The organism is Pseudomonas sp. GW823-FHT02C02 (assembly GCF_058797635.1).
In genome coordinates this window covers 150,623-174,708 of record NZ_JBXAJV010000001.1, presented here as the reverse complement: position 1 = coordinate 174,708, position 24,086 = coordinate 150,623, and the positions used below count along the sequence as shown (strand labels likewise).

The following is a 24,086-nucleotide window of genomic DNA, read 5'->3' as shown; positions in this document are numbered from 1 at the left end:
TTTTCATGTATCAATCAATGTTCATTGTCTGGCGCGAAAGCGTCGAGGCGCTGCTGGTGATCGGCATTCTCCAGGCCTGGGTCAGTAAGCAGCATCAGGGTGATCGACTGGCGAAGTACTTGTGGGCAGGCGTCGTGCTGGGGTTGATGCTTTCGGGCCTGCTGGCGGTGTTGATTCTGTTTGCCGGTGAGGCCATGAGCGGTTCAGCCAGTGAATGGTTTCAGGCTGCACTTGCGCTGGTGGCCAGCCTGCTGATAGTGCAAATGGTCGGCTGGATGCACCGCCACGGGCGCACGCTCAAGCACGATTTGCAACGACACGCTGATAGCTACCTGGCTCGGCATGGTGGCGCGAGTCTGTTACTGCTGGCCCTGCTCGCCGTCAGCCGCGAAGGCAGTGAAACGGTAGTCTTTCTCTATGGCTCCGGTGCTCAGTTGCGAGGTCCGCAGCTCAGTTTGTTTGTCGTCGGCGGCGCAATGGGATTGGTGCTGTCGGCGCTGACCATTGCCTTGCTGCACAGCAGTCGCCGGTTCATCTCGTGGCAGCGATTCTTTTCCATCAGCCAAGCTGTTTTGCTGATACTCGGCGCGGCGTTGCTGGTCAGCGGTACCGAGCGAATTGGCGGCCAATTACTCGCCATGGATTTACCGGAGGTGATGTACAGCCTCGTTGGTGATGCGCTTTGGGACAGCAGTGCCTTGCTCAGCGACAGCCATGGACTGGGTGGTTTTCTTGCCGGTTTTGCCGGTTATCGTGCGACGCCCAGCGGCATGACGTTACTGGTGCTGGCCGGTTATTGGCTGACCGTCGGGGGTTGGCTGCGCCAGCGTGCTGTGGAAAAAGTCCCATGCCTGAGCTGAGTCGCCGCAATCAATGGCTGCAGCGCCTGGGCGACGGCATGCGTCGTCACGCGCCCGTCATCCGTGCCGTGCAGTGGGTCGTTGTACTGTTTTACGCGTTGCTGTTGGTGATCCCGGCGGTGTTGTCGCTGCCGGACAGCCAGGCACGGCTGCTCGATAACCTGACCCTGTTCGCGCAGTTTTTGTTCTGGGGCATTTGGTGGCCGTTCGTGTTGCTGTCGATCGTACTGTTTGGACGAATCTGGTGTGGCGTTCTCTGTCCGGAAGGCTCACTCAGCGAATGGGCCAGCCATTACGGCAAAGGTTTGGGTGTACCGCGCTGGTTGCGCTGGGGCGGCTGGCCAACCCTGGCGTTCTGCCTGACAACCCTCTACGGCCAGTTGATCAGCGTCTATGACTACGCCCAGGCGGCGCTGTTGATTCTGGGCGGTTCGACCGTCGCCGCGGTCGTCGTCGGGTTGCTGTTCGCCCGAGGCAAGCGGGTCTGGTGCCGTTACCTGTGCCCGGTCAGTGGCGTCTTCGCCCTGCTCGCCCGACTGGCGCCCGTGCATTTTCAGGTCGACGAACAACGCTGGATGGAAAACCCCGCGCCACGGCTGCCGCCGCCCAACTGCGCGCCCTTGCTCGATATCCGTCGTATGCAAGGCGCCAGTGACTGCCATGCCTGCGGACGTTGCAGCGGACAACGCGGCGCGGTTCAGCTGATCGCGCGCTCCAGCAACCAAGAGATTCTTCATGCGACGGCGCAGACGCTTTCACCATGGGACGCGCGTCTATTGCTGTTCGGTGTGATCGGTCTGGCCATGGGCGCCTTTCAGTGGACGGTCAGCCCATGGTTCGTCGCCCTCAAACAAACCCTCGCCCAATGGCTGGTCGAGCACGACCAACTCTGGGCCCTTGAGGACAACGCGCCCTGGTGGCTGCTGACCCATTACCCGCAGCTCAACGACAGCTTCAGCTGGCTCGACGGTTTCAGCATCGTCGCTTACTTGAGTTTGAGTTCGATGGTGTTGGGCACGGCGTTGATGATCCTTCTGCGCCTGACGGCTCGACTGGCGCAAGATCCTGCACTGTATTGGCCCCTGGCGCTGACACTCACGCCCTTGGGTGGTGCGGGATTGTTTCTAGGGCTGTCGGCCACAACGGTAAAATTGCTGCGCTATGAAGGTCTGCTACTGGAGTGGGTACAACCGGCCAGGGCTTGTCTGTTAATGGCTGCGATGGGCTGGAGCCTGTTGCTGGGTTGGAAACGGCTGGACCGCGAAGGCCTTTCCCAGGTTCGTTGCTGCGCTGGCAGCACTTGCCTGTTACTCGCCATCGGCTTGGTAGGGTTCGACTGGTGGTTGCAGTTCTGGGGCTGGTCCTGAGCGCCCTCATCCACAACCACCAACCCGAATTACCTAGACTTTAAAACGCGCCACCGTCTGGTGCAGCGCCCCGGCCATCTGCGCCAAATCGTGACCTGCGGTGTGAGTATGTTGGGCACCCAGCAAGACCTGCTCTGACAAGTTGCGAATCCCCATCAGATTGCGGTCCACCTCACGCGCCACCAATGCCTGCTCCTCCGTAGCGCTGGCAATCATCATGTTGCGCTCGTTGATCTGCGAGATCGACCGGGTGATTTCATCCAATGCATCGCCCGACCGTTGCGCCACTTCCAGGGTGGCCCGCACCAGGTTACTGCTGCTTTGCATGGCCGTCACCGCATGCCCGGTATCGAGACGAATGTTGCCGATCATCTGCTCGATTTCCTGGGTGGACTCTTGAGTGCGATGCGCCAGGGCGCGCACTTCATCGGCGACCACGGCAAAACCGCGTCCGGCATCACCAGCACGAGCCGCTTCAATGGCCGCGTTAAGGGCCAGCAAATTGGTCTGCTCGGCGATGCTGCGAATCACGTCCAGCACCTTGCTGATGTCCTGCACCCGGCCCGCCAGTTGCTCGATGCGCTGTGAGGTGTCGGTGACCCCATCGGCCAGTGCGCCGATTGAAACCACGGTTTCCTGAACCTGTTCACGCCCGCGTTGCGCGGTTTGCTCGGACTGCCGCGAGGCCTCGGAGGTGCTGACCGCATTGCGCGCCACTTCATCGACCGCCGCGGTCATCTGGTTCACGGCGGTGGCCGCCTGCTCGATCTCCAGCCCTTGCAATTGCAGGTTGCTGCTGGTCTGGCTGCTGACCGCACTCAGCTCTTCGGAGGAACTGGCCACCTGGTCCACCGACATCGCGATGTGCCTGACCATGGCATTCAGACTTTGCTGCATCTGATGCATGTTCATCATCACGCTGCCGCCGGCACTTGAGTTCACGGGTACCTGAATCGTCAGGTCGCCTTGAGCGATCTGACTTAAAAACCGTGCGGCATCATCCGGCTCGCCGCCCAATGGACGGGTCACACTGCGCGTGACGATCACCGCCGCGGCGATGACCAGCGCCACACAGAACAAAAACAACCCGAGCATATTGCGCCGGGCATCGCTGTACAGCGCCTGCGCTGATTGTTCTCTGTCGGCGAATATTTTGCCTTGCAGCGCCATCAATTGATCCAGGCTGCCATAAACCTCGCGTTCGGCCGGCACGACCTTTTGTTTCAGCTGTGCCATGGCGTCATCGAAAGTCCCTTGCCGGATCAACACCTGCACTTGAGTGAACGCCGCCACGTAGGCTTCACGATTCTTCTTCAACGCGGCATAAGCGGTTTTGCCCTCTGGCAAATAGAACAATGGTTCAAGCGTATCGAGTGCCTGGGTAATCCGTTTTTTGGTAGCGTCGATTGACTGCTGCACCTGCTGATTATCTTTATCGATCAGTAGATCCCGGGTGTTCCTGGCGTTATCACGTACGCCGGTGGCGATGACCATGATCGGATCGATCTTCGGCCAGTCCTGCTTGACGATTACTACCGCCTGTTCCTTGAGCGTTGCCAGATCGTGCAACGCGTAAAACGCCATGCCCATCAGCGCCAACGGCGCGATGGCAAAGCCGATGACGATACGTTGTGCTGTCGTTAATTTGGCCATATCAAATGCTCCCTGTTTGATACCTGCCGATTGGCAGCGCATTTGAAAACCTAATGATGGATGTCACCGTTAAACGTTGATTCGCAGCCACGGTTACCCCCGTAACACGAAAGCGGGAAACAGCTCGCGCATGGCTTCCCATAAGTCAGGTAGCAAGGCTTGTGCCGAAACACTCGGCAGCAACGGGTCGAACATCCGCTCGGTGCGAACCAGTTGCACGGCGAAACGCTTGACGCCGAGTTCGCTCAAGCGCTTGGCAAGGATCAGCAGACGCGCCGGTTCAAACAGATGCCAGTGCACGGTGGTACGACATTCATAATCGACACCACTGGCCAGCAGATGCTCAAGACTGCGCCAATTGGCGGTACCGCTGCCTTCGACCCGGGTGATCGCCTGGCAATCCTCCGGCAGCGCCTTCACATCGAAGCCAACCCAATCAGCGCCAGGCAATGCCTTGGCGAACGCAGCCGGCTTGATACCGGCACTGTGCAAACCAATGCGAAACCCCATCGCCCGCACCTCCTCCATGGCGCCGAGCAAACCGTCCTGCAGGGTCGGCTCACCGCCACTGAACACCACCGCATCGAGCAGGTCCTGACGCCGTTGCAGAAACGCCAACACCCGCCGCCAATCCACTTCGTCTGTGCCACGAGGCGGGATCAACTGCGGGTTATGGCAGTAACGACAACGCCATGCGCAACCCTGGCAAAACAGCACACAGGCGAGCTGTCCCGGATAGTCGATAGTGGTCAGGGGCACCATGCCCCCGACCCGAAGCGTTCGACTCATTGGCGCCCGGCCAGCGCCGCGCTTTCAGTGAAGTGCACCCGCTCACGGTGCTCCGACTGTTTACCCGGATTGAACGCCGACACAGGGCGGTGATAGCCCATCACCCGGGTCCAGACTTCGCAGCGTTGACGTTGAGCCTGGGGCAGTGCTTGCGATGCAGTCATGGTGAAGCTCCTTGCGGTTGAGTGGATCGAAATCAATGAACGGTGCCGAGCTTCTGTTCTTGCAGCAGCAAGACCTCGTCGCATTTGGGGCAGAACTCATGCTCGCCATCGAGGTAGCCGTGCACCGGGCAGATGGAGAACGTCGGGGTCACGGTCAGGTACGGCAGGCGGAAGCGGCCAAGGGCTTTGCGCACCAGTTGCTTGCACGCCTCGGTCGAGGAAATCCGCTCGGCCATGTACAGATGCAAGACGGTACCGCCGGTGTATTTGCATTGCAGTTCGTCTTGAAGCTCCAGGGCCTCGAAGGGGTCTTCGGTGTAGCCCACGGGCAGTTGGGAAGAGTTGGTGTAATACGGCGCTTGCACGCTGCCAGCCTGGAGAATGCCGGGGTAACGCTTGAGGTCTTCCTTGGCGAAGCGGTAAGTCGTGCCCTCGGCTGGCGTCGCTTCCAGGTTGTACATGTGGCCGGTTTCCTCTTGGAAACGCAGCAACGTGGCGCGCACATGATCGAGCATGTTCAGGGCAAACTGCCGGCCATGCTCGGTGTGCATGCCCTCCTCGTCGCCGGTGAAATTGCGCAGCATTTCATGCATGCCGTTGAGGCCGATGGTCGAGAAATGGTTGCGCAGGGTTCCGAGGTAGCGCTTGGTGTACGGGTACAAACCGGCATCCATGTGGTGCTGAATCACCTTGCGCTTGACCTCCAGGCTTTCCATCGCCAGTTCCATCAGTGTGTCCAGGCGCTGCAATAATCCACTGGTATCACCCTTGAACACATAGCCCAGCCGTGCGCAGTTGATGGTGACAACGCCAAGCGATCCGGTCTGTTCCGCTGAGCCGAACAAGCCGCCGCCACGCTTGAGCAACTCGCGCACATCGAGCTGCAAACGGCAGCACATTGAACGCACCTGATTGGGTTGCAGATCAGAATTGAGGAAGTTCTGGAAATACGGCAGGCCGTACCGCGCGGTCATCTCGAACAGACGATCGGCGTTTTCACTGTCCCACGGAAAGTCATGGGTGATGTTGTAGGTCGGGATCGGAAAGGTGAACACCCGCCCTTTCGCGTCGCCGGCCTGCATCACTTCGATGTAAGCGCGGTTGAGCAGCTCCATTTCGGCTTGCAGGTCACCATAGGCAAACGGCATTTCTTCACCGCCGATGACGGGTATTTGCTCACGCAAATCCTGGGGGCACACCCAGTCGAAGGTCAGGTTGGTAAATGGCGTTTGCGTGCCCCAGCGTGACGGTACGTTGAGGTTGTAGATGAACTCCTGGATCGCCTGGCGTACTTCCTGAAAACTCAGTTGATCCTTGCGCACGTAGGGCGCCAGATAGGTGTCGAACGAGCTGAACGCCTGGGCACCGGCCCATTCGTTTTGCAGGGTGCCGAGAAAATTCACCATCTGCCCCAAGGCACTGCTCAAGTGCTTTGGCGGACCGGCTTCAACACGCCCCGGCACACCGTTGAGCCCTTCGTGCAACAGGGTGCGCAGCGACCAGCCGGCGCAGTAACCGGCGAGCATGTCGAGGTCGTGCACATGCAAATCCGCCTCGCGGTGGGCCTGGCCTATGGCCTCGCTGTACACCTCGTCCAGCCAGTAGTTGGCAGTGACCTTGCCCGACACGTTCAACACCAGTCCGCCCAGTGAATACCCCTGATTGGCGTTGGCCTGGACCCGCCAGTCTTCACGGTCCAGGTATTCGTTCATCGAAGTCGCCACCTCGACCATGGTCCGGCGGTCGCGGCGCAAGCGCCCGTGCTGTTCGCGGTAGACGATGTAGGCACGCATGGCGAGGAAATATCCGGCGTCCATCAACACCCGTTCAACACGGTCCTGGATTTGCTCGACATGGAGTCTTGGCAAACCTTCGAGCCTGGCCAATACCGCGTTAAGCAAGCCTTCAACCTCAACCTCGGCGTACTCCCCCGTCGCCTTGCCGGCGGCGATCAATGCCTGACGGATTTTGTCGGCATCGAAGGCGACCTGACTGCCATCGCGTTTGTGCAAGCGGTTACATCCTACTGCGATCAGCGTGCTTTGCATTTGGCCTCCAGACACTACATATAGACTTAAAAAAATCTAAAACCACAACATGCAGTGAAGGCTACGGAAAAAGTGCTGATCTGCAATTGATCGACATCAAGATTCCCCGGCGAAAGAACGTCCGATGACGGCAGAAGAAAATCTAATGTGGGAGCGAGCCTGCTCGCGATGGCTGCAGCACGCTCAACATTGATGTCGATTGTTCTACCGCTATCGCGAGCAGGCTCGCTCCCACAGTGATTTGCTGTGTTTTACAGATCAGCTCAACCGCCACTCATGTTCATGAACCGTACAATCTGCACCTCCCCTTCGGGGCTGAAATCGTGGCGCAACGGTTTGCCGCGCAAGGCCTTCTGCACGGCATTGATCACGGGCTGATCATCCAGCGGATAACGCCGCAGCAATCCTCTTAAATCCAGGGCATCGTCCTGCCCTAAACACAGCAACAGCTTCCCTTCAACGGTCATCCGTACCCGGTTGCAGCTGCCGCAGAAGTTGTGGCTGTTGGGTGAAATGAAGCCGATCCGGGTCTCGGGATGGCGTTCCAGACGCACATAGCGTGCCGGTCCGCCGCTGTTTTCGGTGCTGTCGAGTAACCGATGCTGGCTGGCGATCAGCGACCGAACCTCGTCGCTGGAACACAACGATTCACCCCGGGAACGCCCGACATCGCCCAAGGGCATTTCCTCGATGAAACTGATATCGATGCGCTGGTCGATGGCGTACTGCACCAACGCCGGGACTTCATCAAAGTTGCGGCCCTTCATCACCACGCAGTTGAGTTTGATCCGCTCGAACCCCGCGTCCCGTGCTGCCTCAATGCCGTTGAGCACTTGATCGAGATCGCCAATGCGGGTGATCGCGCGAAACTTCTGCCCGTCCAGGCTATCGAGGCTGATGTTCATCCGCTTCACCCCGGCATCGACCAACGGCCGGGCCAGACGGCCCAGCTGCGAGCCGTTGCTGGTCATCACCAATTCGCGCAAACCGGGCAACGCGGCGATGTTGCGACAAAGGTCGACAATGCCCGGACGAATCAGCGGCTCGCCGCCGGTCAGGCGAATCTTGCGTACACCCAGACCAACGAACAGCGTTGCCAAACGCTGCAACTCTTCAAGGGTGAGCACCTGCTGACGCGGCAGGAAGGTCATGTTTTTCGCCATGCAATACACACAGCGAAAATCACAGCGGTCCGTCACCGACATCCGCAGATAATCAATCTGCCGTCCAAAGCCATCCTGCATTACAGCGTTCATCACATCTCCCGGTTTGCCTCGATGCTCACTGCACCAGCGGTGAGTCGGCGCCCTGCAAATGGATACCGCGAATATCCGCCGCACCGATCAGGGTTTGCAGGTACTGCACCAGGGCTTTTTGCCACACGCCTTGCTGCAACTGCGTGCGGATCGCCGTCGACACCACTTCGTAGGGCAACGGCATGCCTTCGATTCGCTGATCGACACTGACTACATGCCAGCCGTAGCGACTTTCCAGCGGTTTGCTGGCCAGGCCCGGCGCCAGAGTGAACAACTGACGTTCCAGTTCAGGCACGGTTTGGCCCTTGCTGATCTGCCCCAAAGAACCACCCTGAGCCTTCGACGGGCAGGCCGAATATTTCAACGCCAGTTCGGCGAAAGTGCCGGGGAATTCATCCAGACGTTGCAGCAGGACTTCCGCCTGAACATGCGCAAGGCTGCGCGCCTCGACATCGTCCGGCGCACATTCGAGCAGGATGTGCCGTACCGCCAGCAATGGTGCGCTGTGAAAGCGCCCGCGATTGTTTTCGTAGTAACGAAGACTGGTTTCCTCGTCGCACTGCGGCACATGCACCTCGCGTTCAAGCAACAAACGCGTGGCCGCTTCTTCTTCGTTCTCGCCAGCACCGATCTCCATCGATACGCCGAGTTCGGCAATGCGCTGCTGCAACAACTCGCGGATCACCAACGCCCGGGCGGCCAAGTACACCGCTTCTTCGCGGCTTTCGGCCGGATGATATTGCAGCTCCAGCGCCATCGCTTCCGGGGTGATCGACACCTCGTTGACGCTGATGATCGGCCACTCCTGTTCACTGCTGGCGATCAACTGCGCCGGGGCGTCATCGGCCCCTGCGGGCTCAACCGGCAGCGCCTCGAACTGCGCCTCTGCGACCGGCGCCATGTCGAGAACGGCCTCCGCTTTTTTTGAAGAACCGCAGCCACCGCTGCCCCCATTACCGCCACCACATCCGCATCCACCTGACATGATTGTCTCCTCAGTACTTCTGACGAACGATTTGATAACGACGCCCCAGGTACCAGATCGGTGCGCTGATCATGTGTACGAGACGGGTGAAGGGGAACAGCACAAACAGGGTCAAACCGAGAAACACATGCAGCTTGTAGATCAGCCCGACCGGCGCGATGGCCGCCGCGGCTTCCACCGGACGCAACAACACGGTGTTCTGTGCCCAATCGGCGAGCATCACCATCACCGAGCCGTCCATGTGCGCGGTGGACGCAACGATCGTCAGCAGCCCCAGCAGCAACTGCGCCAGCAGCACCAGCAGAACCAGAATGTCCGAGGGGCTGGACGTGGCGCGGACCCGTGGATCGGTCAGCCGCCGATTGACCAGCATCAGCAAGCCAATCAGGCACAACAGACCAAAGAAGCCACCGGACACCATCGCCAGCAACTGCTTGTTCTCAGTGCTGATCACGTGGTGATACACCGACGCCGGGGTCAGCAGGCCGACAAAGTGTCCGGCCAGTACGAACAACACACCAATGTGGAAGAAGTTGCTCGCCACGCGCATGCCGCGCTGATTGAGCATCTGGCTCGAGCCGGCCTTCCAGGTGTACTGCGACAGATCGAAACGCGCCCAGCTGCCAATCAGGCAAATCGCCAGGGCGACGTAGGGATAGACCCCGAACAACAACAGATTCCATTTAGACATTGCCTACCTCCTTGGCCGGCACGACGGCCAACCCTTCATGCTGAAAATCCACCCAGTGCAACGGCACCGCGCTTTCTTCCCGGGGCTTGCCCGGTGCGCTTGGCAGTCCACTGCAACGGTCCTGCTGTTCGGCCTGGAGAAAGTCCACGGCCTCCTCTTCCCAGATCTTGTCGAGGGCTTCCAGGGAGTCGTCGCGCGGCTCCGCCGCCACCTGCGCCCGCAGGTCGGCCACCGCTTGATGCGGCTCGGCCCCGGCAATTTGCAGCAGCGCCCGGAAGCAGCTGGCATAGGCACTTTCACGCTCTTCCAGACGCGCCGCGAGCAAGGCCAGCAAGTGCGACACATCCGCCAGGCCCTCCCGGGCCTCGATGTCTTCGCGGGTGGACAGGAACTCCAGGTACAGCGGGATGTAATCGGGCAGCTCTTTGACACCGATGGCAAAACCGGCTTCTTCGTATTGCGCCATCATGTCGACCATCGCCTGGCCACGATCGCGGGATTCGCCATGCACGTGCTCGAACAAGAGCAGCGACAGCGAGCGACCTCGACCGAACAGCGCACCGTAGTGCTCCTGCCCATCCATCAGGTCATTGGCGCAGATCAACTCCAACAATTCGAACAACGCGCCGCGTTGCTTGGGGCTGATTTCCCGCGACTGAATGATCGCTTGCTCGAGTTCGTCGCGACCGCCAATCAGTGTCTCGGTCGGGTAATCGAGCAGCAGCGAAATCACTTTGAGAATTTGCATGCTCATTCCTCCCACAACTGGACAGTTTTCAGGATGTCGCGGCGGTTGGCTTTCTTCGCACCGAACATGTTGGTGTCGGAACTGCCGCTGCAGCCGCTACCAAAGCTGAAACCGCAACCGGAGCGCTCGGCAAAGGCGTCGCTCATGGCGTCTTCACGGTGGGCGCTCGGTACCACAAAGCGGTCTTCGTAGTTGGCGATAGCCAGGTAGCGATACATCTCCTCGACCTGGGCCACACTCAGGCCGACATCCGCCAGCACCTGCAGGTCCTGCACGCCGTCGACTTGCTCGGAACGTTTGTAGGCGCGCATCGCCAGCAAGCGTTTAAGCGCACGCTTGACCGGTTTTTCATCACCCGCCGTCAGCAGGTTCGCCAGGTACTTCAGGGGAATACGCAGGCTGTCGACATCCGGGATCACCCCGTTCATGCCGACGGTGCCGGCGGTCGCGGCGTTCTGGATCGGCGACAGCGGCGGCACGTACCAGACCATCGGCAAGGTGCGGTATTCCGGGTGCAGCGGCAGGGCGAGTTTCCAGTCCACGGCCATTTTGTAGACCGGCGAACGCTGAGCGGAATCGATCACCGATTGCGGTACGCCATCGGCCAGGGCCTGACGAATCACTGCCGGATCGTTCGGATCGAGGAAGATCTCCAGTTGTTTCTCGTACAGGTCCTGCTCATTGGCGGTGCTCGCCACTTCGCTGATGCGGTCGGCGTCATAAAGCAGCACGCCGAGGTAGCGGATGCGCCCGACGCAGGTTTCCGCGCAAACGGTCGGCATCCCGGCTTCGATACGCGGGTAGCAGAAGATGCATTTCTCGGACTTGCCGCTTTTCCAGTTGAAATAGATCTTCTTGTACGGGCAGCCGCTGATGCACATCCGCCAGCCACGGCATTTTTCCTGGTCGATCAGGACGATGCCGTCTTCTTCACGCTTGTAGATCGCACCGCTCGGGCACGATGCCGCGCACGTCGGGTTGAGGCAGTGCTCGCACAGGCGCGGCAAATACATCATGAACGTGTTTTCGTACTCGCCGTAAATGTCCGCCTGAATCTTGTCGAAGTTCTTGTCCTTGCGACGTTTGGCGAATTCGGTGCCGAGGATTTCTTCCCAGTTCGGACCCCACTCGATTTTTTCCATGCGCTTGCCGGAGATCAGCGAACGCGGACGCGCGGTGGGTTGATGCTCGCCCAGCGGCGCGGTGTGCAGGTGCTGGTAATCGAAGTCGAACGGTTCGTAGTAGTCGTCGAGGCTCGGCAGGTCCGGGTTGGCGAAAATGTTTGCCAGCACGCGGAATTTACCGCCGATGCGCGGGTTGATCGTGCCGTTGGCGTTGCGGATCCAGCCGCCCTTCCACTTGTCCTGGTTTTCCCATTCTTTCGGGTAGCCGATCCCGGGTTTTGATTCGACGTTGTTGAACCAGGCGTATTCCATGCCTTCGCGGCTGGTCCAGACGTTTTTGCAGGTGATCGAACAGGTGTGGCAACCGATGCATTTGTCCAGGTTCAGAACCATGCCGATTTGTGAGCGAATCTTCATCTCAGTTCTCCTCAATATCGGTCGGCAGCGGACGTGGCAGGTCATCGCCACTTGAACCATCGAGCCAGTCGACTTTGGACATTTTGCGCACCACGACGAATTCATCGCGGTTGCAACCGACCGTGCCGTAATAGTTGAAACCGTAGGCTTGCTGCGCATAGCCGCCGATCATGTGGGTCGGCTTGAGCACGACGCGGGTAACCGAGTTGTGATGGCCGCCACGGGTCTTGGTGGTTTCCGAACCTGGCACGTTCACGATCCGTTCCTGTGCGTGATACATCATCACCATGCCGTCCTTGACGCGCTGGCTGACCACCGCCCGGGCGGTCAGTGCACCGTTGACGTTGAAGCACTCGATCCAGTCGTTGTCCTCGATGCCGGCGCTTTTCGCGTCATTCTCCGAGAGCCAGACAATCGGCCCGCCGCGACTGAGGGTGAGCATCAGCAGGTTGTCGCTGTAGGTGCTGTGGATGCCCCATTTTTGATGCGGGGTAATCCAGTTCAGGACGATTTCGATCTCGCCGTTGCTGCGCTTGCCTTTCACCCCTTCGATGGTGCGGGTGTTGACCGGCGGCCGATAACTCATCAGTTGCTCGCCGAATGCCTGCATCCACGGGTGATCCTGATAGAACTGCTGGCGACCGGTGATGGTGCGCCACGGGATCCCTTCGTGAACGTTGGTGTAGCCGGCGTTGTAGCTGACGTGATCGTCTTCTAGGCCCGACCAGGTCGGGCTGGAAATGATCTTGCGCGGCTGTGCCTGAATGTCGCGAAAACGAATCGCCTCGTGGGCCTTGGACAGCGCCAGGTGGCTGTGATCGATGCCGGTGAATTCCGACAGCGCAGCCCAGGCCTTGACCGCAACCTGGCCGTTGGTTTCCGGCGCCAGGGACAGAATCACTTCAGCGGCATCGATGGCCGTGTCGATTTTCGGACGGCCGTGACTGATACCGGCATCGCCTTCTTTGTGATTGAGTTCACCGAGGAATTTCACTTCGTCTTCGGTGTTCCAGTTGATGCCCTTGCCGCCGTTGCCGTGTTTTTCCAGCAATGGCCCGAGGGACGAGAACTGTTTGTAGATGTTCGGGTAGTCACGCTCCACCACGTGCAGATTCGGTGCGTTTTTGCCCGGCACCGGTGCCACGCCGTCGCTTTTCCAGTCGGTGCCGCCAAACGGCTGGGCCAGTTCGCCGACGCTGTCGTGCATCAGCGGGATGGTCACCAGATCCTTCTCAACGCCCAGGTGCCCTTCGGACATACTGGAAAACGCCTTGGCGATGCCTTTGTAGATTTCCCAGTCGGAACGCGATTCCCACGCCGGGTCGATCGCTGCCGACAACGGGTGAATGAACGGGTGCATGTCCGAGGTGTTCATGTCGTCTTTTTCGTACCAGGTTGCGGTCGGCAACACGATGTCGGAATAGACGCAGGTCGAGGACATGCGGAAGTCCAGCGTAGTGACCAGATCAAGCTTGCCGATGGCGCCCTCATCCACCCATTCGGCTTCTTCAGGTTTGCAATCGCCGACCTGGCCGATGTCTTCGTTCATCACCCCGTTTTTGGTGCCCAGCAGGTACTTGAGCATGTACTCGTGGCCCTTGCCCGAGGAGCCCAGCAGGTTGGAACGCCAGATAAACATGTTGCGCGGGAAGTTGACCGGGCTGTCCGGCTGTTCGCAGGAGAAGCGCAGCGAACCGTCCTGCAGCGACTTGACCACGTAGTCTTTCGGGTCCATGCCGGCCGCCGCCGCGTCACGGCAAATATGCAAAGGGTTAGTGTTGAGTTGCGGTGCGCTGGGCAACCAGCCGGCGCGTTCGGCGCGGATGTTGTAGTCCAGGGCATGCTCAGGGAATTGTGATTTATCGGCCAATGGCGAGAGCACATCGTGCATGCTCATTTTCTCGTGACGCCATTGCGAGCTGTGGGCGTAGAAGAAGCTGGTGCCGTTCATTTGGCGAGGCGGACGGTTCCAGTCCAGGCCGAATGCCAGTGGCAGCCAGCCGCATTGCGGACGGAGTTTTTCCTGACCCACGTAGTGCGCCCAACCGCCACCGGTCTGACCGACACACCCGCAGAGCATGAGCATGTTGATCAGCCCGCGGTAGTTCATGTCCATGTGGTACCAGTGGTTCATCGCCGCGCCGACGATGATCATCGAGCGGCCCTTGGTCTTGTCGGCGTTGTCGGCGAACTCACGGGCAATCTGGATGGCTTTCTCACGGCTGACGCCAGTGATCTGCTCCTGCCAGGCCGGGGTGCCGGGCACCGAGGCGTCGTTGTAATCCTTGGCGACGTTTTCACCCCCCAAGCCACGGTCGATCGCCAGATTGGCCGCCGACAGGTCGAACACGGTGGCGACTTTGGCCACACTGCCGTCCGCCAGCACCACGCTGTGTACCGGCACGCGGCGGTATTGCACGGCATCGCCGGCCACGTGCTGGAAGTGTTCGTGGGACTCGCCGGCAAAATACGGGAACGCCACTTCGGCCACGTCATCGCCGATCAGGCTCAGCTTCAGATCGATCTCGCGGCCTTCGCCGCCTTCACGGGGAAGGATGTTCCACTTGCCCTTCTCTCCCCAGCGATAGCCGATGGAGCCCTGAGGGGACACCAGTTCGCCACTGACATCCAGCGCGATGGTTTTCCATTCCGGGTTGTTTTCCTGGCCGAGGTTGTCGGTCAGGTCGCTGGCGCGCAGGAAACGGTCCGGCTGGTAACCGGCGCCCGGTGCCTTGTCGACCATTTGCTTGAGCAGCACCAGCACCGGCAAATCGGTGAAGCGCTTGGCGTAGTCGGTGAAATAGGCGCTCGGTTTGTCCAGGTGGAATTCTTTGAAGATCACATGGTTGAACGCCTGGGCCAGCGCCGCATCGGTGCCTTGCTTAGGGTTCAGCCACAGGTCGGTGAGTTTGGCGACTTCCGAGTAATCCGGGGTGATCGCGACTGTCTTGGTGCCCTTGTAACGGACTTCGGTGAAGAAGTGCGCGTCGGGGGTACGGGTTTGCGGGACGTTGGAACCCCAGGCAATGATGTAGTTGGAGTTGTACCAGTCGGCCGACTCCGGCACGTCGGTCTGCTCGCCCCAGACCATCGGCGAGGCCGGTGGCAAGTCGCAGTACCAGTCGTAGAAACTCAGGCAGGCGCCACCGATCAGCGACAGGTAACGCGAGCCTGCGGCATAGCTGACCATCGACATGGCCGGGATCGGCGAGAAGCCGACGATCCGGTCCGGGCCGTATTGCTTGATCGTATAGACGTTGGCCGCGGCAATGATCTCGTTGACTTCCTCCCAGTTGGAGCGGATGAAGCCACCCATGCCACGCTTGCTTTTATAGGAGTCGGCCTTGGCCTTGTCCTCGACGATGCTGGCCCAGGCTTCCACTGGCGCCATGGTCTGCCGCGCATCGCGCCAGAGCTTGAGCAATGGCTTGCGGATTTTCGGGTACTTGAGCCGGTTGGCGCTGTAGATGTACCAGCTGTAACTGGCACCACGTGGACAGCCACGGGGCTCATGGTTCGGCAGATCGTTACGGGTACGCGGGTAGTCGGTCTGCTGGGTTTCCCAGGTGATCAGGCCGTTCTTGACGTAGATTTTCCACGAGCAGGAACCGGTGCAGTTCACCCCGTGGGTGGAACGCACGATCTTGTCGTACTGCCAGCGCGAACGGTAGACGTTCTCCCAGTCACGGGACTCTTTGCGGGTCTCGCCATGACCGTCGGAAAACTCGTTTTGCTTGCGGTTGAAAAACCGCAATTGATCCAGTAAATGACTCACGGTGTAGTCCTCTCAGGCTTTGTCGCGGGGTCTGTGCCCCGCCCACGCAATGGTTGGATGCAGCTCGGCTCAGCAGGGTGTCGCGGCGCCTTTGCGCGCGTACCACCACCAGGTCACCACGATGCAGCTCAGGTAAAAGCCGACGAACATGTAGAAGGCCATCTCCGGGCCGCCGGTCTGGGCCATCGAAGTGCCGAAGGATTTGGGAATAAAGAACGCGCCGAAGGCGCCCATGGCCGAACTGAAGCCCAGGACCGCAGCTGATTCTTTGCCGGCATCCTTGAGCGCTTGTTCGCGCACGGCGGCTGGTTTGCCGGCCGAGGCTTTTTCATGTTGGGTACGGAAGATCACCGGGATCATGCGGAAGGTGGAACCGTTGCCGACGCCGGTGGTGATGAACAGCAGCATGAACATACCGAGGAAGCCGTAGAAGTTACCGCCCTGGCCACTTTCTGGAAGAAAGTGCAGAACACCGAAGACCATCACGATCATCAGCACGAAGTTCCACAAGGTCACCTTCGCACCGCCGAGCTTGTCCGCCAGCCAGCCGCCCAATGGACGCACCAGCGCACCCACCAACGGGCCGAGGAAAGCGAATTTCAAGGCAATGACGTCAGGAAACGAGGTTTTGATCAGCAGCGGAAACGCGGCGGAGAAACCGATGAACGAACCGAAGGTCGCCAGGTACAACCAGCACATCAGCCAGTTGTGTTTGCGTTTGAAGATCACCGCCTGTTCGCTGAACGAGGCCCGGGCACTGGACAGATCATTCATGCCAAACCAGGCTAGCACGGTCACCAGGACAATAAACGGCACCCAGATGAAGCCGGCGTTCTGCAACCACAACTGGCCGCCGTCCGGCAGTGCTTGCGGCGAGCCGCCCATGAAACCGAACACACCGAAGGTAATCACCAGCGGCACACAGAACTGCATCACCGAGACGCCCAGGTTACCCAGCCCCGCGTTGAGGCCAAGGGCAGTGCCCTGCTGCGACTTGGGATAGAAGAAACTGATGTTGGACATGCTCGACGCGAAGTTGCCGCCACCAAAACCGCAGAGCAACGCAATCAACACGAACACGCTGTAGGAGGTGCTCGGGTCCTGCACGGCGAAGCCCATCCAGATCGATGGCAACAACAGCGACGCGGTGCTCAGGGCGGTCCAGCGACGGCCACCGAAGATCGGCACCATAAAGGAATAGAAGATCCGCAAGGTCGCCCCGGACAGCCCCGGCAACGCCGCCAGCCAGAACAGCTGGTCGGTGGTGAAGGAGAAACCGATGGCGTTCAAACGCACGATCACCGTGCTCCAGACCATCCACACCGCAAAGGCCAGCAGCAGCGCAGGAATGGAAATCCACAAGTTGCGCGTGGCGGTCTGTTTACCGCTACTTCCCCAGAACGCGGGGTCCTCGGGGCGCCAGTCATGAATGACCGGGCCTTTGTCAGGCTTTTGCAGAACGGACATGTTCTTCTCCTAGGGCAATGCTGGAAATCGGGGACGGTGTCAGCAGCGGCGCTTTACCCAGCACCGGGCTTTTGCGTATTTCGCTGAAGTACATCCAGGTGAGGGAGACCCAGACCACGCCGTACATCAACATGAAGCAGGAAGAGCGCACGCCGGTGAGGTCCACCAAGGCGCCGAACAGGATTGGCAACACGAAGCCGCCCAGGCCACCGGCGAGGCCGACGATGCCGGACACCGCACCCATGTTTTTCGGGTAGTCATTGGCGATGTATTTGAAGACCGAGGCCTTGCCGAACGCGAAGGCGATGCCCATGACGAACAGCAGTACGGTGAACAGCGCAGGGTTGAGGCCGATGTGAAAATCCACCGGGCCGTTGATCGTTTGCACTTGCAGTTGGGTCTGGGGATACGAGAGCAGGAACAGGCAGATCCAGCTGACCCACAACACCCACCAGGTCACGCTTTGCGCACCCCAGCGATCCGACATCCAGCCACCGACCGCACGCAGCACGCCACCGGGCAGGGAAAAACAGGCCGCCAGCAACGCCGCGCTTTGCAGGCTGAAACCGTATTCCTGCACGTAGTATTTGGTCATCCACAGCGCGAGGGCGACGTAGCCACCGAAGACGATCGAGTAGTACTGGCAGTAGCGCCACACGGCCGGGTCCTTCAGCGAACTCAATTGCTCACGCAACGTGGCGCCCGAAGCGCTGCGGTGGTTTTTGTTCTCGGCGCTGAGGAACCAGAACAACAGCGCGGTGATAAATAGAATGGCGCTGAAAACTTTCGGCACCAACTGCCAGCTGCCGGCAGCGATCAATGCGGGGGCCAGAAACTTGGTCACCGCGGCTCCGGCGTTACCGGCGCCGAAGATGCCCATGGCGAAGCCCTGATTCTCCTTGTCGAACCATTTGGCGACGTAGGCAATCCCCACCGAGAACGAGCCGCCGGCCAGGCCGACGAACAAGCCCAGCACCAGGAACTGCCAATAGGCGGTGGCGTGACTGATCAGGTACAGCGGCGCGACGCAGGCCAGCATCAGCAGGAAGAACACGCTGCGCCCACCAAAGCGGTCGGTCAGCAGCCCCAGTGGCAGACGCACCAGCGAACCGGTCAGCACCGGCGTCGCGGCCAGCAGGCCGAACTGGGTTTCGTTGAGCTGGAGAAGGTCCTTGATCGGCACCCCGAGCACGGCAAACATCATCCAGACCATAAAGCAGACAGTGAAGGCCAATGTGCTCATGCCCAGCACCAGGCCTTGTCGTACACGGGGTTCGGTCACAATGCTCTCCAGTCAGTTAGCCATGGCGGCAGACTAGAGAGGCCAACCCCGCAAAAACTTGACCTACGTCAACGAAGCCCATGGGGGCATAGGCCTATGCTTGCGGGGTCTACCTCTAAGGAGGTAGTACAGAAGAACCCTGAAACCGTTTGTTTATCAGTGTCTTAAGGTTTTTCGCCAAGGTTTTTGCTGACAAGGATCAGTCGACAACTCTTTAGAGGTAGCGCGCCCGGGATCGGCGGCAAAGCCCTGACCTGGGGTTCCGCATGCTCTGTTTTCCTGAAATCTTCCGGGACCTGCGCTGATGATGCGCTGGTTGCGCAGCTCCCTGCCCGCTCGCGCCGGGCTGGCCGTGATCCTGATCGCCGTGCTCGCCCTCGCCAGTTCGTTGAGCGCCGGACTGATCGCCTGGTTCAGCCAGGGTGATGCGGCTGCCATCAACACCGCTGGCTCTGTGCGCATGGAGACCTACCACCTGAGCTGGAAACTGGCCGCAGGGGCAACCGGCGAAGAAATCCTCGCCATCACCGACAGCCTGCAAACCCGTCTAAACAGCCAGTCACTCAAAGCCGTGCTGGAAGATGGCCCGACCACTGCGCTGCAGATCAGCTACGGGCAAATCCAGCAACAATGGAACGAGGATTTGCGTCCGGCACTGGAGCGCGGTGATGCCGCCTATTTTCAGGCCCAGGCCTTGTCCTTCGTTGAGCAACTGAACCATTTCGTCGACCTGTTGCAGCGCCAAAGCGAACAGAAGCAAGGCTGGCAACAAGTTATCCAGGGCTTGGCGCTGTTCACCACGATGATCGTCCTGCTGCTTGGGCTTTATGAACTGCAATATGGCGTGGTCACGCCTTTGAAAGAGTTGGTGGACGCGACCCAGCGTTTTCGTCGTGGCGATTTCAAGGTGCGGGTCAACCATCAGTCCCAGGACGAATTGGGCCAATTGGCCATGAGTTTCAACGCCATGGCCGAGACGATCGAAGACTCGCATCGCACCCTTGAGAGTCAGGTGCAGCAAAAAACCCTGAACCTGCAACAAGCCAATGCTGCCCTTGAATTGCTGTACCAAAGCAGTCGAAGCCTGGCCACACGCCTGGCCAATGCCGAAGGTTTGGATGAGTTGATCCGGCGCTTTCAGCAACGCCTGCCCGGCTTGCGCCTGTCGCTGTGCCTGCAAGGTCAATTACATGCCCCGGCCCAACAGTTGCTCGCCCTGCATGGCGCCAACATCCGCGAAGTTTGCGCCAGCAGCGATTGCGCCACGTGCCAGAAACACCATAAAGCCAGCCCGCAAACCTTCAGCATCAGCAACCAGGGCAGCGAACTGGGTGAGCTCAAGGCGCATTTTGTCGATGGACACCCGACGCAAGCCTGGGAAACCCAACTGATCCAGGCCCTGGCCAACCTGATTGGCACCTCGCTCTCGCTCAAGCGCCAACGGGAACAGGATCATCGCCTGCTGCTGCTCGACGAACGCACGATCATTGCCCGCGAGCTGCACGACTCACTGGCCCAGGCCCTGTCCTACATGAAGCTGCAAGTCAGCCGCCTGCAAACCCTGATGCGTCGTGGCGAACCGATCGAGACCCTGGAAAACGTCACCGCCGAACTGCGCGAAGGGCTGAACAATGCCTACCGCCAGTTACGCGAATTGCTGACCACCTTTCGCTTGCAGATTCACGATGCGGGGCTGGTGCAGGAGCTCAAGGACACCGCCGAAGAGTTCTCCCGTCGCGGGGAGTGCCAGGTGCACCTGCACGTCGACGCGCTGGCCTTTCAATTATCGGCCAGCGAACAAATCCACATTCTGCAGATCACCCGCGAGGCGCTCTCCAATTGCCTGCGTCACGCCCATGCGCAAAACGCCTGGCTGCAACTGCGTCAGGACGGTGAAACCGTGAGGCTGATCGTCGAAGACGACGGACGTGGCTTCAGCGGCAACGTCGACCAACGCGAGCATCACGGCCTGAAAATCATGGATGAGCGGGCCCGCAGCTTGCGCGGTCAACTCGAAATAGTCTCCAGGGAGCCGCAAGGCACCCGTGTCCAACTGGAATTCCAACCGGAGTTTCTGGGACAAAAAACAGAAGGTAGCGTCACATGAACCCGTCCCTGCAACACACCATCCTGCTGGTCGATGACCATCCGATGATGCGTCACGGCATCCGCCAGATGCTCGAGCTCGAAGATGATTTCCTGATCGTCGGTGAAGCCAGCAACGGTGAAGAAGCGCTCGGACTGATCGAGCCGCTGCAACCGGATCTGGTATTGCTCGATAACAACATGCCGGTGATGAATGGCATTGAAACCCTGCGCCAGTTACGGGCGATGCACTACACCGGCAAGGTGCTGCTGTTCACGGTATCGGATGCCGAAGACGATATTCGCGACGCACTGCGCCTGGATGCCGACGGCTACCTGCTCAAGGACATGGAGCCCGAACTGCTGATTCAGTACATCCGCAATGCCTTGAACGGCGAATTGGTGATCAGCCCGGGGCTGACCCAGGTCATGGCCCAGGCACTGCGCTCACCCCAGCGCCAGACCGTGGTGGAACTGACCGAGCGTGAACGTCAGGTGCTGAAAACCATCGCCAGCGGCTTCAGCAACAAAGTCATCGGGCACAAGCTCGGCATCACTGAAGGGACGGTCAAGGTTCATGTGAAAAACCTGCTGCACAAACTCGGCTTGCGCTCGCGGGTCGAGGCTGCCGTATGGGCCATGGAACATCTGCGCAATGCCGGATGACGGGTATGCCTCTTTGGAGGTAGGCCGGCAGAGGCATAGGTCATCTGGCCGACGCTCTCTACTATGAGCGTCAGCGGAGGTACGCCATGCTGACCCACCCTTCCATCGTTTTAACGTTGCGCCGTCACCATCTGTTCAGCCAACTACCGGAGAAAATCTTCGAGGAGGTCTGCGGCCTGGCGATGCTCAAGCGCCTGAGTTGTCACAGCACACTCATGCACCAAGGGGATCCGGCCAAGCGTTTCTTTCTGCTGGTCAGCGGCCAGATCAAGTTGTATCGGCTGACCGGCGAAGGCCAGGAGAATCTGGTGGAGATCATTCAGCCGGGCCAGACCTTTGCCGAAGCCTTACTGTTCAGCCAGGCCCGTCTCTACCCGGTCAGCGCCACGGCGCTGAAAGACAGCGTACTGGTGAGTATCGAGGGCAATCACTACCGCAATGCCCTGGAAGATCAGCCGAAAGTCTGCCTGGCGATCCTGGCGAGCATGAGCGTGCACCTGCACCTGCGTCTGCGCGACATCGACACCTTGACCATGGCCAGTGCGAGCCGCCGGGTGATCAATTTCCTGTTGCAGGAACGCAACCCGGTCAGCGGTTTGATTGTGTTGCAGGTGTCCAAACGCCTGGTGGCCTCGAAGCTGGGCATTCAGCCGGAAACCTTTTCGCGGATCTTGCACCGCCTGGTGGACAGCGGCCTGATCGCGATGGAACGCCGCAATATCAGCATCCTCGCCGAAGAGGATCTCGCGGCCTTCCAATAGTCGTAATTGACCGCCGTCAATGCGCAATGCCACCGCTCTTGCAGACTGAAGAAGTCCCTCCATGGAGAGTGCTCATGCCCCGTTCAACCTTGCCGCTGATTTATGCCTGCTCAGGCTGCTCCAACGTTGCCCAACTGGCCAATACCCTGGCGGTGCGCCTTGATCGCAGCGGACTGGCGGAAATGTCCTGCATCGTCGGTGTTGGCGGGCATGTGGCGGCGCTGGTCAACAAGGCCCGTTCGGGACGGCGGATTTTTGCGCTGGACGGCTGCCCGCTGCAATGCGTCGAAAACTGCCTGAAGCAACATGGCCTGCACGCGAACGTGCACTTGATTCTTAGCCATTACGGGTTGCGTAAACGCAATGGCGAGGATTGCACGCCAGCGCAGGGGGATGAGTTGTTCGAAGAGATCAGGCAGTTGATTGCGAGTGATGCTCGCCAGCATGAAAAACGCCAGTAAACGATGGTCTGACGGCCACCGAAATTCCAACAGGGGGAGCGCGCCTGCTCGCGAAGGCGGCGTGTCAGTCAGCCTCCATATGGATGGACTGGCCCCTTCGCGAGCAAGCTCGCTCGGTTAATCTGTGTGGGTCAAACCGTCGCCAACCCCTTCCCTGCCCGCTCCAGATTGCGCCACAGCCACACAGGCAACACGTCGGGATCGAGGCTGTCGATCAGGTTCTTCAGCGCCAGCCCCAACTCCGTATCCCCCTCAATCACCAAACGCCTGCGAAAGAACAACGTATCCGGATCCTCCTGACGGCTGGCCAGCAATAAAAACTCGCGCCAGTTACCGCTGATGGTCACATGCGCCGTGGCATGCTCGGCAATTCGCAACCCTTGACGGGTCAGCGTCAAATACCAGGACAAGCCCAAATCCGGAATCCGCAGGCATAACCAGCGCCCACGCAACACTTCAAACTCGCCGTCGCGCAACGGCTCGGCAAGGCAACGATTCAACGCCTGCTGCAACGCCAGACGCTGCACTGCAAAAGGCACCCGGCGCACCAACGGCAACAACCGGTCGGCGCCTTTGAGCAGCCACTTCTTCCGATTCAACACAGGCCGACCTCCTCGATGCGCAACATGCCGGCCTGGCCATGCCAGTAACCGTTACAACCGTCGACGAACACCGGCGGTGTCTCGCCCAGACGAACCCGTTGATAGGCGGCAATGACCTGCGCCATGCCTTGATAACGAGGGCTCAGTCGCAACAAATCAGCGCCGCAGGCCACCAGACCCGCGTAATCTGCCAGGAGATTGGTCACCTCGGCCGACATCGTTTGAATGCCGTTAATGGTGAACAGTGCTTGCCCTTCCTGACTGGTCAGCGGCAGACCGTCGGGGTAGTTGATGCAGCAAAACTGGCAGTCGTCCTTGGGCCGGTTTTCCGCCCGCGCGGTGAAGCAGCGTGCGGAATAGGCCAACGGCAAATGCCCGTAAGCAAAGACTTCGACTTCCGGGACCTCTCGACCCAGTTCCCGCACCTGATCGAGCACATCGCTAATCAGCGTCGCCGAACACTCCACGGGCGGCACCCAACGGGTCATCCCGCCGTCCAGCAGTTGCGTGAGCGTATGCCCGTTGTACACATTCAGCGCAGGACCGCCCACGAACGGCAACTTGCGCTCGGCCAGAAACTGCACCGCGCCCATGTCGTTGGCTTCCACCAACAGTTGGCCGTTGTCGCAGAGCCGCCGCAGGCTAGAGAGCTCAGAGGCCGCTTCGATAAGCGTCAGGCTGGAGAGAACCAGTTGTGCCTGGCTGCATTCTTGTAACTCGCGCCCCAGGCCCAACCATTGATCCAATGAAAATGACCGGCGTTTCGAGCACACGGTTTCTCCCAGATAAATCACATCCAGGGGCAAGGCCGACATCTCGGCGTAAAAGTTGCTGAGTTGCGCTTTGTCCCAATAAAACAGGACCGGTCCAAGGCTGAGCTTCATG

20 protein-coding genes and 1 pseudogene are annotated in these 24,086 nt (G+C 59.7%); 6 read left to right on the top strand and 15 right to left on the bottom strand.

What is annotated here, in order from left to right:
* Nucleotides 1-5: 5 nt before the first annotated feature.
* Together AC1ROI_RS00765 and AC1ROI_RS00760 are read left to right on the top strand one after the other, a co-directional pair.
* Nucleotides 6-860: an FTR1 family iron permease gene (locus AC1ROI_RS00765; protein WP_102593688.1), complete on the top strand. Its 855-nt coding sequence runs from the start codon at nt 6-8 to the stop codon at nt 858-860.
* A complete protein-coding gene (locus tag AC1ROI_RS00760; RefSeq protein ID WP_102593689.1) occupies nt 848-2,227 on the top strand; it encodes a 4Fe-4S binding protein in 1,380 nt (459 codons plus the stop codon). The genes AC1ROI_RS00765 and AC1ROI_RS00760 overlap by 13 nt, the downstream gene beginning before the upstream one ends.
* A gap of 33 nt (nt 2,228-2,260) precedes the next feature.
* Here the strand turns inward: AC1ROI_RS00760 and AC1ROI_RS00755 are convergent, their stop codons facing one another.
* From AC1ROI_RS00755 to AC1ROI_RS00695, 13 genes and pseudogenes are all read right to left on the bottom strand, one after another.
* Nucleotides 2,261-2,965: a methyl-accepting chemotaxis protein gene (locus AC1ROI_RS00755; protein ID WP_370655155.1), complete on the bottom strand. Its 705-nt coding sequence runs from the start codon at nt 2,963-2,965 to the stop codon at nt 2,261-2,263.
* Between the two features lie 387 nt (nt 2,966-3,352).
* Nucleotides 3,353-3,880: pseudogene (locus AC1ROI_RS00750) on the bottom strand (MCP four helix bundle domain-containing protein); the annotation flags it as partial.
* A 93-nt stretch (nt 3,881-3,973) separates the two neighbouring features.
* Nucleotides 3,974-4,669 carry an anaerobic ribonucleoside-triphosphate reductase activating protein gene (locus AC1ROI_RS00745; RefSeq protein WP_042932075.1) on the bottom strand — a complete coding sequence of 232 codons (696 nt, stop codon included), beginning with the start codon at nt 4,667-4,669 and terminating at the stop codon, nt 3,974-3,976.
* Nucleotides 4,666-4,833, bottom strand: a complete 168-nt coding sequence (gene nrdD, locus AC1ROI_RS00740; protein WP_010460242.1) for an anaerobic ribonucleoside-triphosphate reductase — start codon at nt 4,831-4,833, stop codon at nt 4,666-4,668. Before nrdD ends, AC1ROI_RS00745 begins: the two co-directional genes overlap by 4 nt.
* A 32-nt stretch (nt 4,834-4,865) precedes the next feature.
* Nucleotides 4,866-6,881: a ribonucleoside triphosphate reductase gene (locus tag AC1ROI_RS00735; RefSeq protein WP_083376764.1), complete on the bottom strand. Its 2,016-nt coding sequence runs from the start codon at nt 6,879-6,881 to the stop codon at nt 4,866-4,868.
* A 263-nt stretch (nt 6,882-7,144) separates the two neighbouring features.
* Nucleotides 7,145-8,137: a GTP 3',8-cyclase MoaA gene (moaA, locus tag AC1ROI_RS00730; RefSeq protein WP_102593691.1), complete on the bottom strand. Its 993-nt coding sequence runs from the start codon at nt 8,135-8,137 to the stop codon at nt 7,145-7,147.
* Between the two features lie 25 nt (nt 8,138-8,162).
* Nucleotides 8,163-9,122 (bottom strand): peptidylprolyl isomerase, encoded by a 960-nt coding sequence (locus AC1ROI_RS00725; RefSeq protein WP_077748439.1) that lies wholly within the window; start codon nt 9,120-9,122, stop codon nt 8,163-8,165.
* A gap of 10 nt (nt 9,123-9,132) precedes the next feature.
* A complete protein-coding gene (narI, locus tag AC1ROI_RS00720; protein WP_010460234.1) occupies nt 9,133-9,813 on the bottom strand; it encodes a respiratory nitrate reductase subunit gamma in 681 nt (226 codons plus the stop codon).
* A complete protein-coding gene (gene narJ, locus AC1ROI_RS00715) occupies nt 9,806-10,561 on the bottom strand; it encodes a nitrate reductase molybdenum cofactor assembly chaperone (RefSeq protein ID WP_102593692.1) in 756 nt (251 codons plus the stop codon). Before narJ ends, narI begins: the two co-directional genes overlap by 8 nt.
* A gap of 2 nt (nt 10,562-10,563) precedes the next feature.
* Nucleotides 10,564-12,102, bottom strand: coding sequence for a nitrate reductase subunit beta (gene narH / locus AC1ROI_RS00710; RefSeq protein ID WP_010460230.1), 1,539 nt, complete (start codon nt 12,100-12,102; stop codon nt 10,564-10,566).
* Nucleotide 12,103: 1 nt separating this feature from the next.
* Nucleotides 12,104-15,877 (bottom strand): nitrate reductase subunit alpha, encoded by a 3,774-nt coding sequence (locus AC1ROI_RS00705; RefSeq protein ID WP_102593693.1) that lies wholly within the window; start codon nt 15,875-15,877, stop codon nt 12,104-12,106.
* A 69-nt stretch (nt 15,878-15,946) separates the two neighbouring features.
* Nucleotides 15,947-17,344, bottom strand: a complete 1,398-nt coding sequence (locus tag AC1ROI_RS00700; RefSeq protein ID WP_102593694.1) for a NarK family nitrate/nitrite MFS transporter — start codon at nt 17,342-17,344, stop codon at nt 15,947-15,949.
* Complete coding sequence (locus AC1ROI_RS00695; RefSeq protein ID WP_077748434.1) at nt 17,322-18,626, bottom strand: MFS transporter; 1,305 nt, start codon at nt 18,624-18,626, stop codon at nt 17,322-17,324. Before AC1ROI_RS00695 ends, AC1ROI_RS00700 begins: the two co-directional genes overlap by 23 nt.
* 304 nt (nt 18,627-18,930) lie before the next feature.
* Here AC1ROI_RS00695 and AC1ROI_RS00690 point away from each other — a divergent pair, with 304 nt between their 5' ends.
* The 4 genes from AC1ROI_RS00690 to AC1ROI_RS00675 all read left to right on the top strand — a co-directional run bounded on the left by AC1ROI_RS00690 (nt 18,931) and on the right by AC1ROI_RS00675 (nt 22,599).
* Nucleotides 18,931-20,733, top strand: a complete 1,803-nt coding sequence (locus AC1ROI_RS00690; protein WP_010460223.1) for a HAMP domain-containing protein — start codon at nt 18,931-18,933, stop codon at nt 20,731-20,733.
* Nucleotides 20,730-21,377 (top strand): two-component system response regulator NarL, encoded by a 648-nt coding sequence (gene narL, locus AC1ROI_RS00685; protein WP_010460222.1) that lies wholly within the window; start codon nt 20,730-20,732, stop codon nt 21,375-21,377. The genes AC1ROI_RS00690 and narL overlap by 4 nt, the downstream gene beginning before the upstream one ends.
* A gap of 86 nt (nt 21,378-21,463) precedes the next feature.
* Nucleotides 21,464-22,138, top strand: coding sequence for a Crp/Fnr family transcriptional regulator (locus AC1ROI_RS00680; RefSeq protein ID WP_010460219.1), 675 nt, complete (start codon nt 21,464-21,466; stop codon nt 22,136-22,138).
* A gap of 74 nt (nt 22,139-22,212) precedes the next feature.
* Complete coding sequence (locus AC1ROI_RS00675) at nt 22,213-22,599, top strand: putative zinc-binding protein (RefSeq protein ID WP_102593695.1); 387 nt, start codon at nt 22,213-22,215, stop codon at nt 22,597-22,599.
* Between the two features lie 131 nt (nt 22,600-22,730).
* Here AC1ROI_RS00675 and ubiT read toward each other — a convergent pair whose 3' ends face one another.
* Nucleotides 22,731-23,201: a ubiquinone anaerobic biosynthesis accessory factor UbiT gene (ubiT, locus tag AC1ROI_RS00670; protein WP_010460215.1), complete on the bottom strand. Its 471-nt coding sequence runs from the start codon at nt 23,199-23,201 to the stop codon at nt 22,731-22,733.
* Nucleotides 23,195-24,085, bottom strand: a complete 891-nt coding sequence (locus tag AC1ROI_RS00665; protein WP_010460213.1) for a U32 family peptidase — start codon at nt 24,083-24,085, stop codon at nt 23,195-23,197. Before AC1ROI_RS00665 ends, ubiT begins: the two co-directional genes overlap by 7 nt.
* Nucleotide 24,086 lies beyond the last annotated feature (1 nt).

Bases quoted from the DNA above. Each gene is read 5' to 3' on its own strand.
- AC1ROI_RS00725 (WP_077748439.1), bottom strand. From the start codon at position 9,122: ATGTCAGGTGGATGCGGATGTGGTGGCGGTAATGGGGGCAGCGGTGGC.
- nrdD (WP_010460242.1), bottom strand. From the start codon at position 4,833: ATGACTGCATCGCAAGCACTGCCCCAGGCTCAACGTCAACGCTGCGAA.
- AC1ROI_RS00735 (WP_083376764.1), bottom strand. From the start codon at position 6,881: ATGCAAAGCACGCTGATCGCAGTAGGATGTAACCGCTTGCACAAACGC.
- AC1ROI_RS00745 (WP_042932075.1), bottom strand. From the start codon at position 4,669: ATGAGTCGAACGCTTCGGGTCGGGGGCATGGTGCCCCTGACCACTATC.
- moaA (WP_102593691.1), bottom strand. From the start codon at position 8,137: ATGAACGCTGTAATGCAGGATGGCTTTGGACGGCAGATTGATTATCTG.
- AC1ROI_RS00680 (WP_010460219.1), top strand. From the start codon at position 21,464: ATGCTGACCCACCCTTCCATCGTTTTAACGTTGCGCCGTCACCATCTG.
- AC1ROI_RS00665 (WP_010460213.1), bottom strand. From the start codon at position 24,085: ATGAAGCTCAGCCTTGGACCGGTCCTGTTTTATTGGGACAAAGCGCAA.
- narL (WP_010460222.1), top strand. From the start codon at position 20,730: ATGAACCCGTCCCTGCAACACACCATCCTGCTGGTCGATGACCATCCG.
- AC1ROI_RS00755 (WP_370655155.1), bottom strand. From the start codon at position 2,965: ATGACCGCGGCGGTCGATGAAGTGGCGCGCAATGCGGTCAGCACCTCC.
- AC1ROI_RS00765 (WP_102593688.1), top strand. From the start codon at position 6: ATGTATCAATCAATGTTCATTGTCTGGCGCGAAAGCGTCGAGGCGCTG.
- AC1ROI_RS00760 (WP_102593689.1), top strand. From the start codon at position 848: ATGCCTGAGCTGAGTCGCCGCAATCAATGGCTGCAGCGCCTGGGCGAC.
- AC1ROI_RS00700 (WP_102593694.1), bottom strand. From the start codon at position 17,344: ATGTCCGTTCTGCAAAAGCCTGACAAAGGCCCGGTCATTCATGACTGG.
- AC1ROI_RS00690 (WP_010460223.1), top strand. From the start codon at position 18,931: ATGATGCGCTGGTTGCGCAGCTCCCTGCCCGCTCGCGCCGGGCTGGCC.
- narJ (WP_102593692.1), bottom strand. From the start codon at position 10,561: ATGCAAATTCTCAAAGTGATTTCGCTGCTGCTCGATTACCCGACCGAG.
- narI (WP_010460234.1), bottom strand. From the start codon at position 9,813: ATGTCTAAATGGAATCTGTTGTTGTTCGGGGTCTATCCCTACGTCGCC.
- AC1ROI_RS00675 (WP_102593695.1), top strand. From the start codon at position 22,213: ATGCCCCGTTCAACCTTGCCGCTGATTTATGCCTGCTCAGGCTGCTCC.
- narH (WP_010460230.1), bottom strand. From the start codon at position 12,102: ATGAAGATTCGCTCACAAATCGGCATGGTTCTGAACCTGGACAAATGC.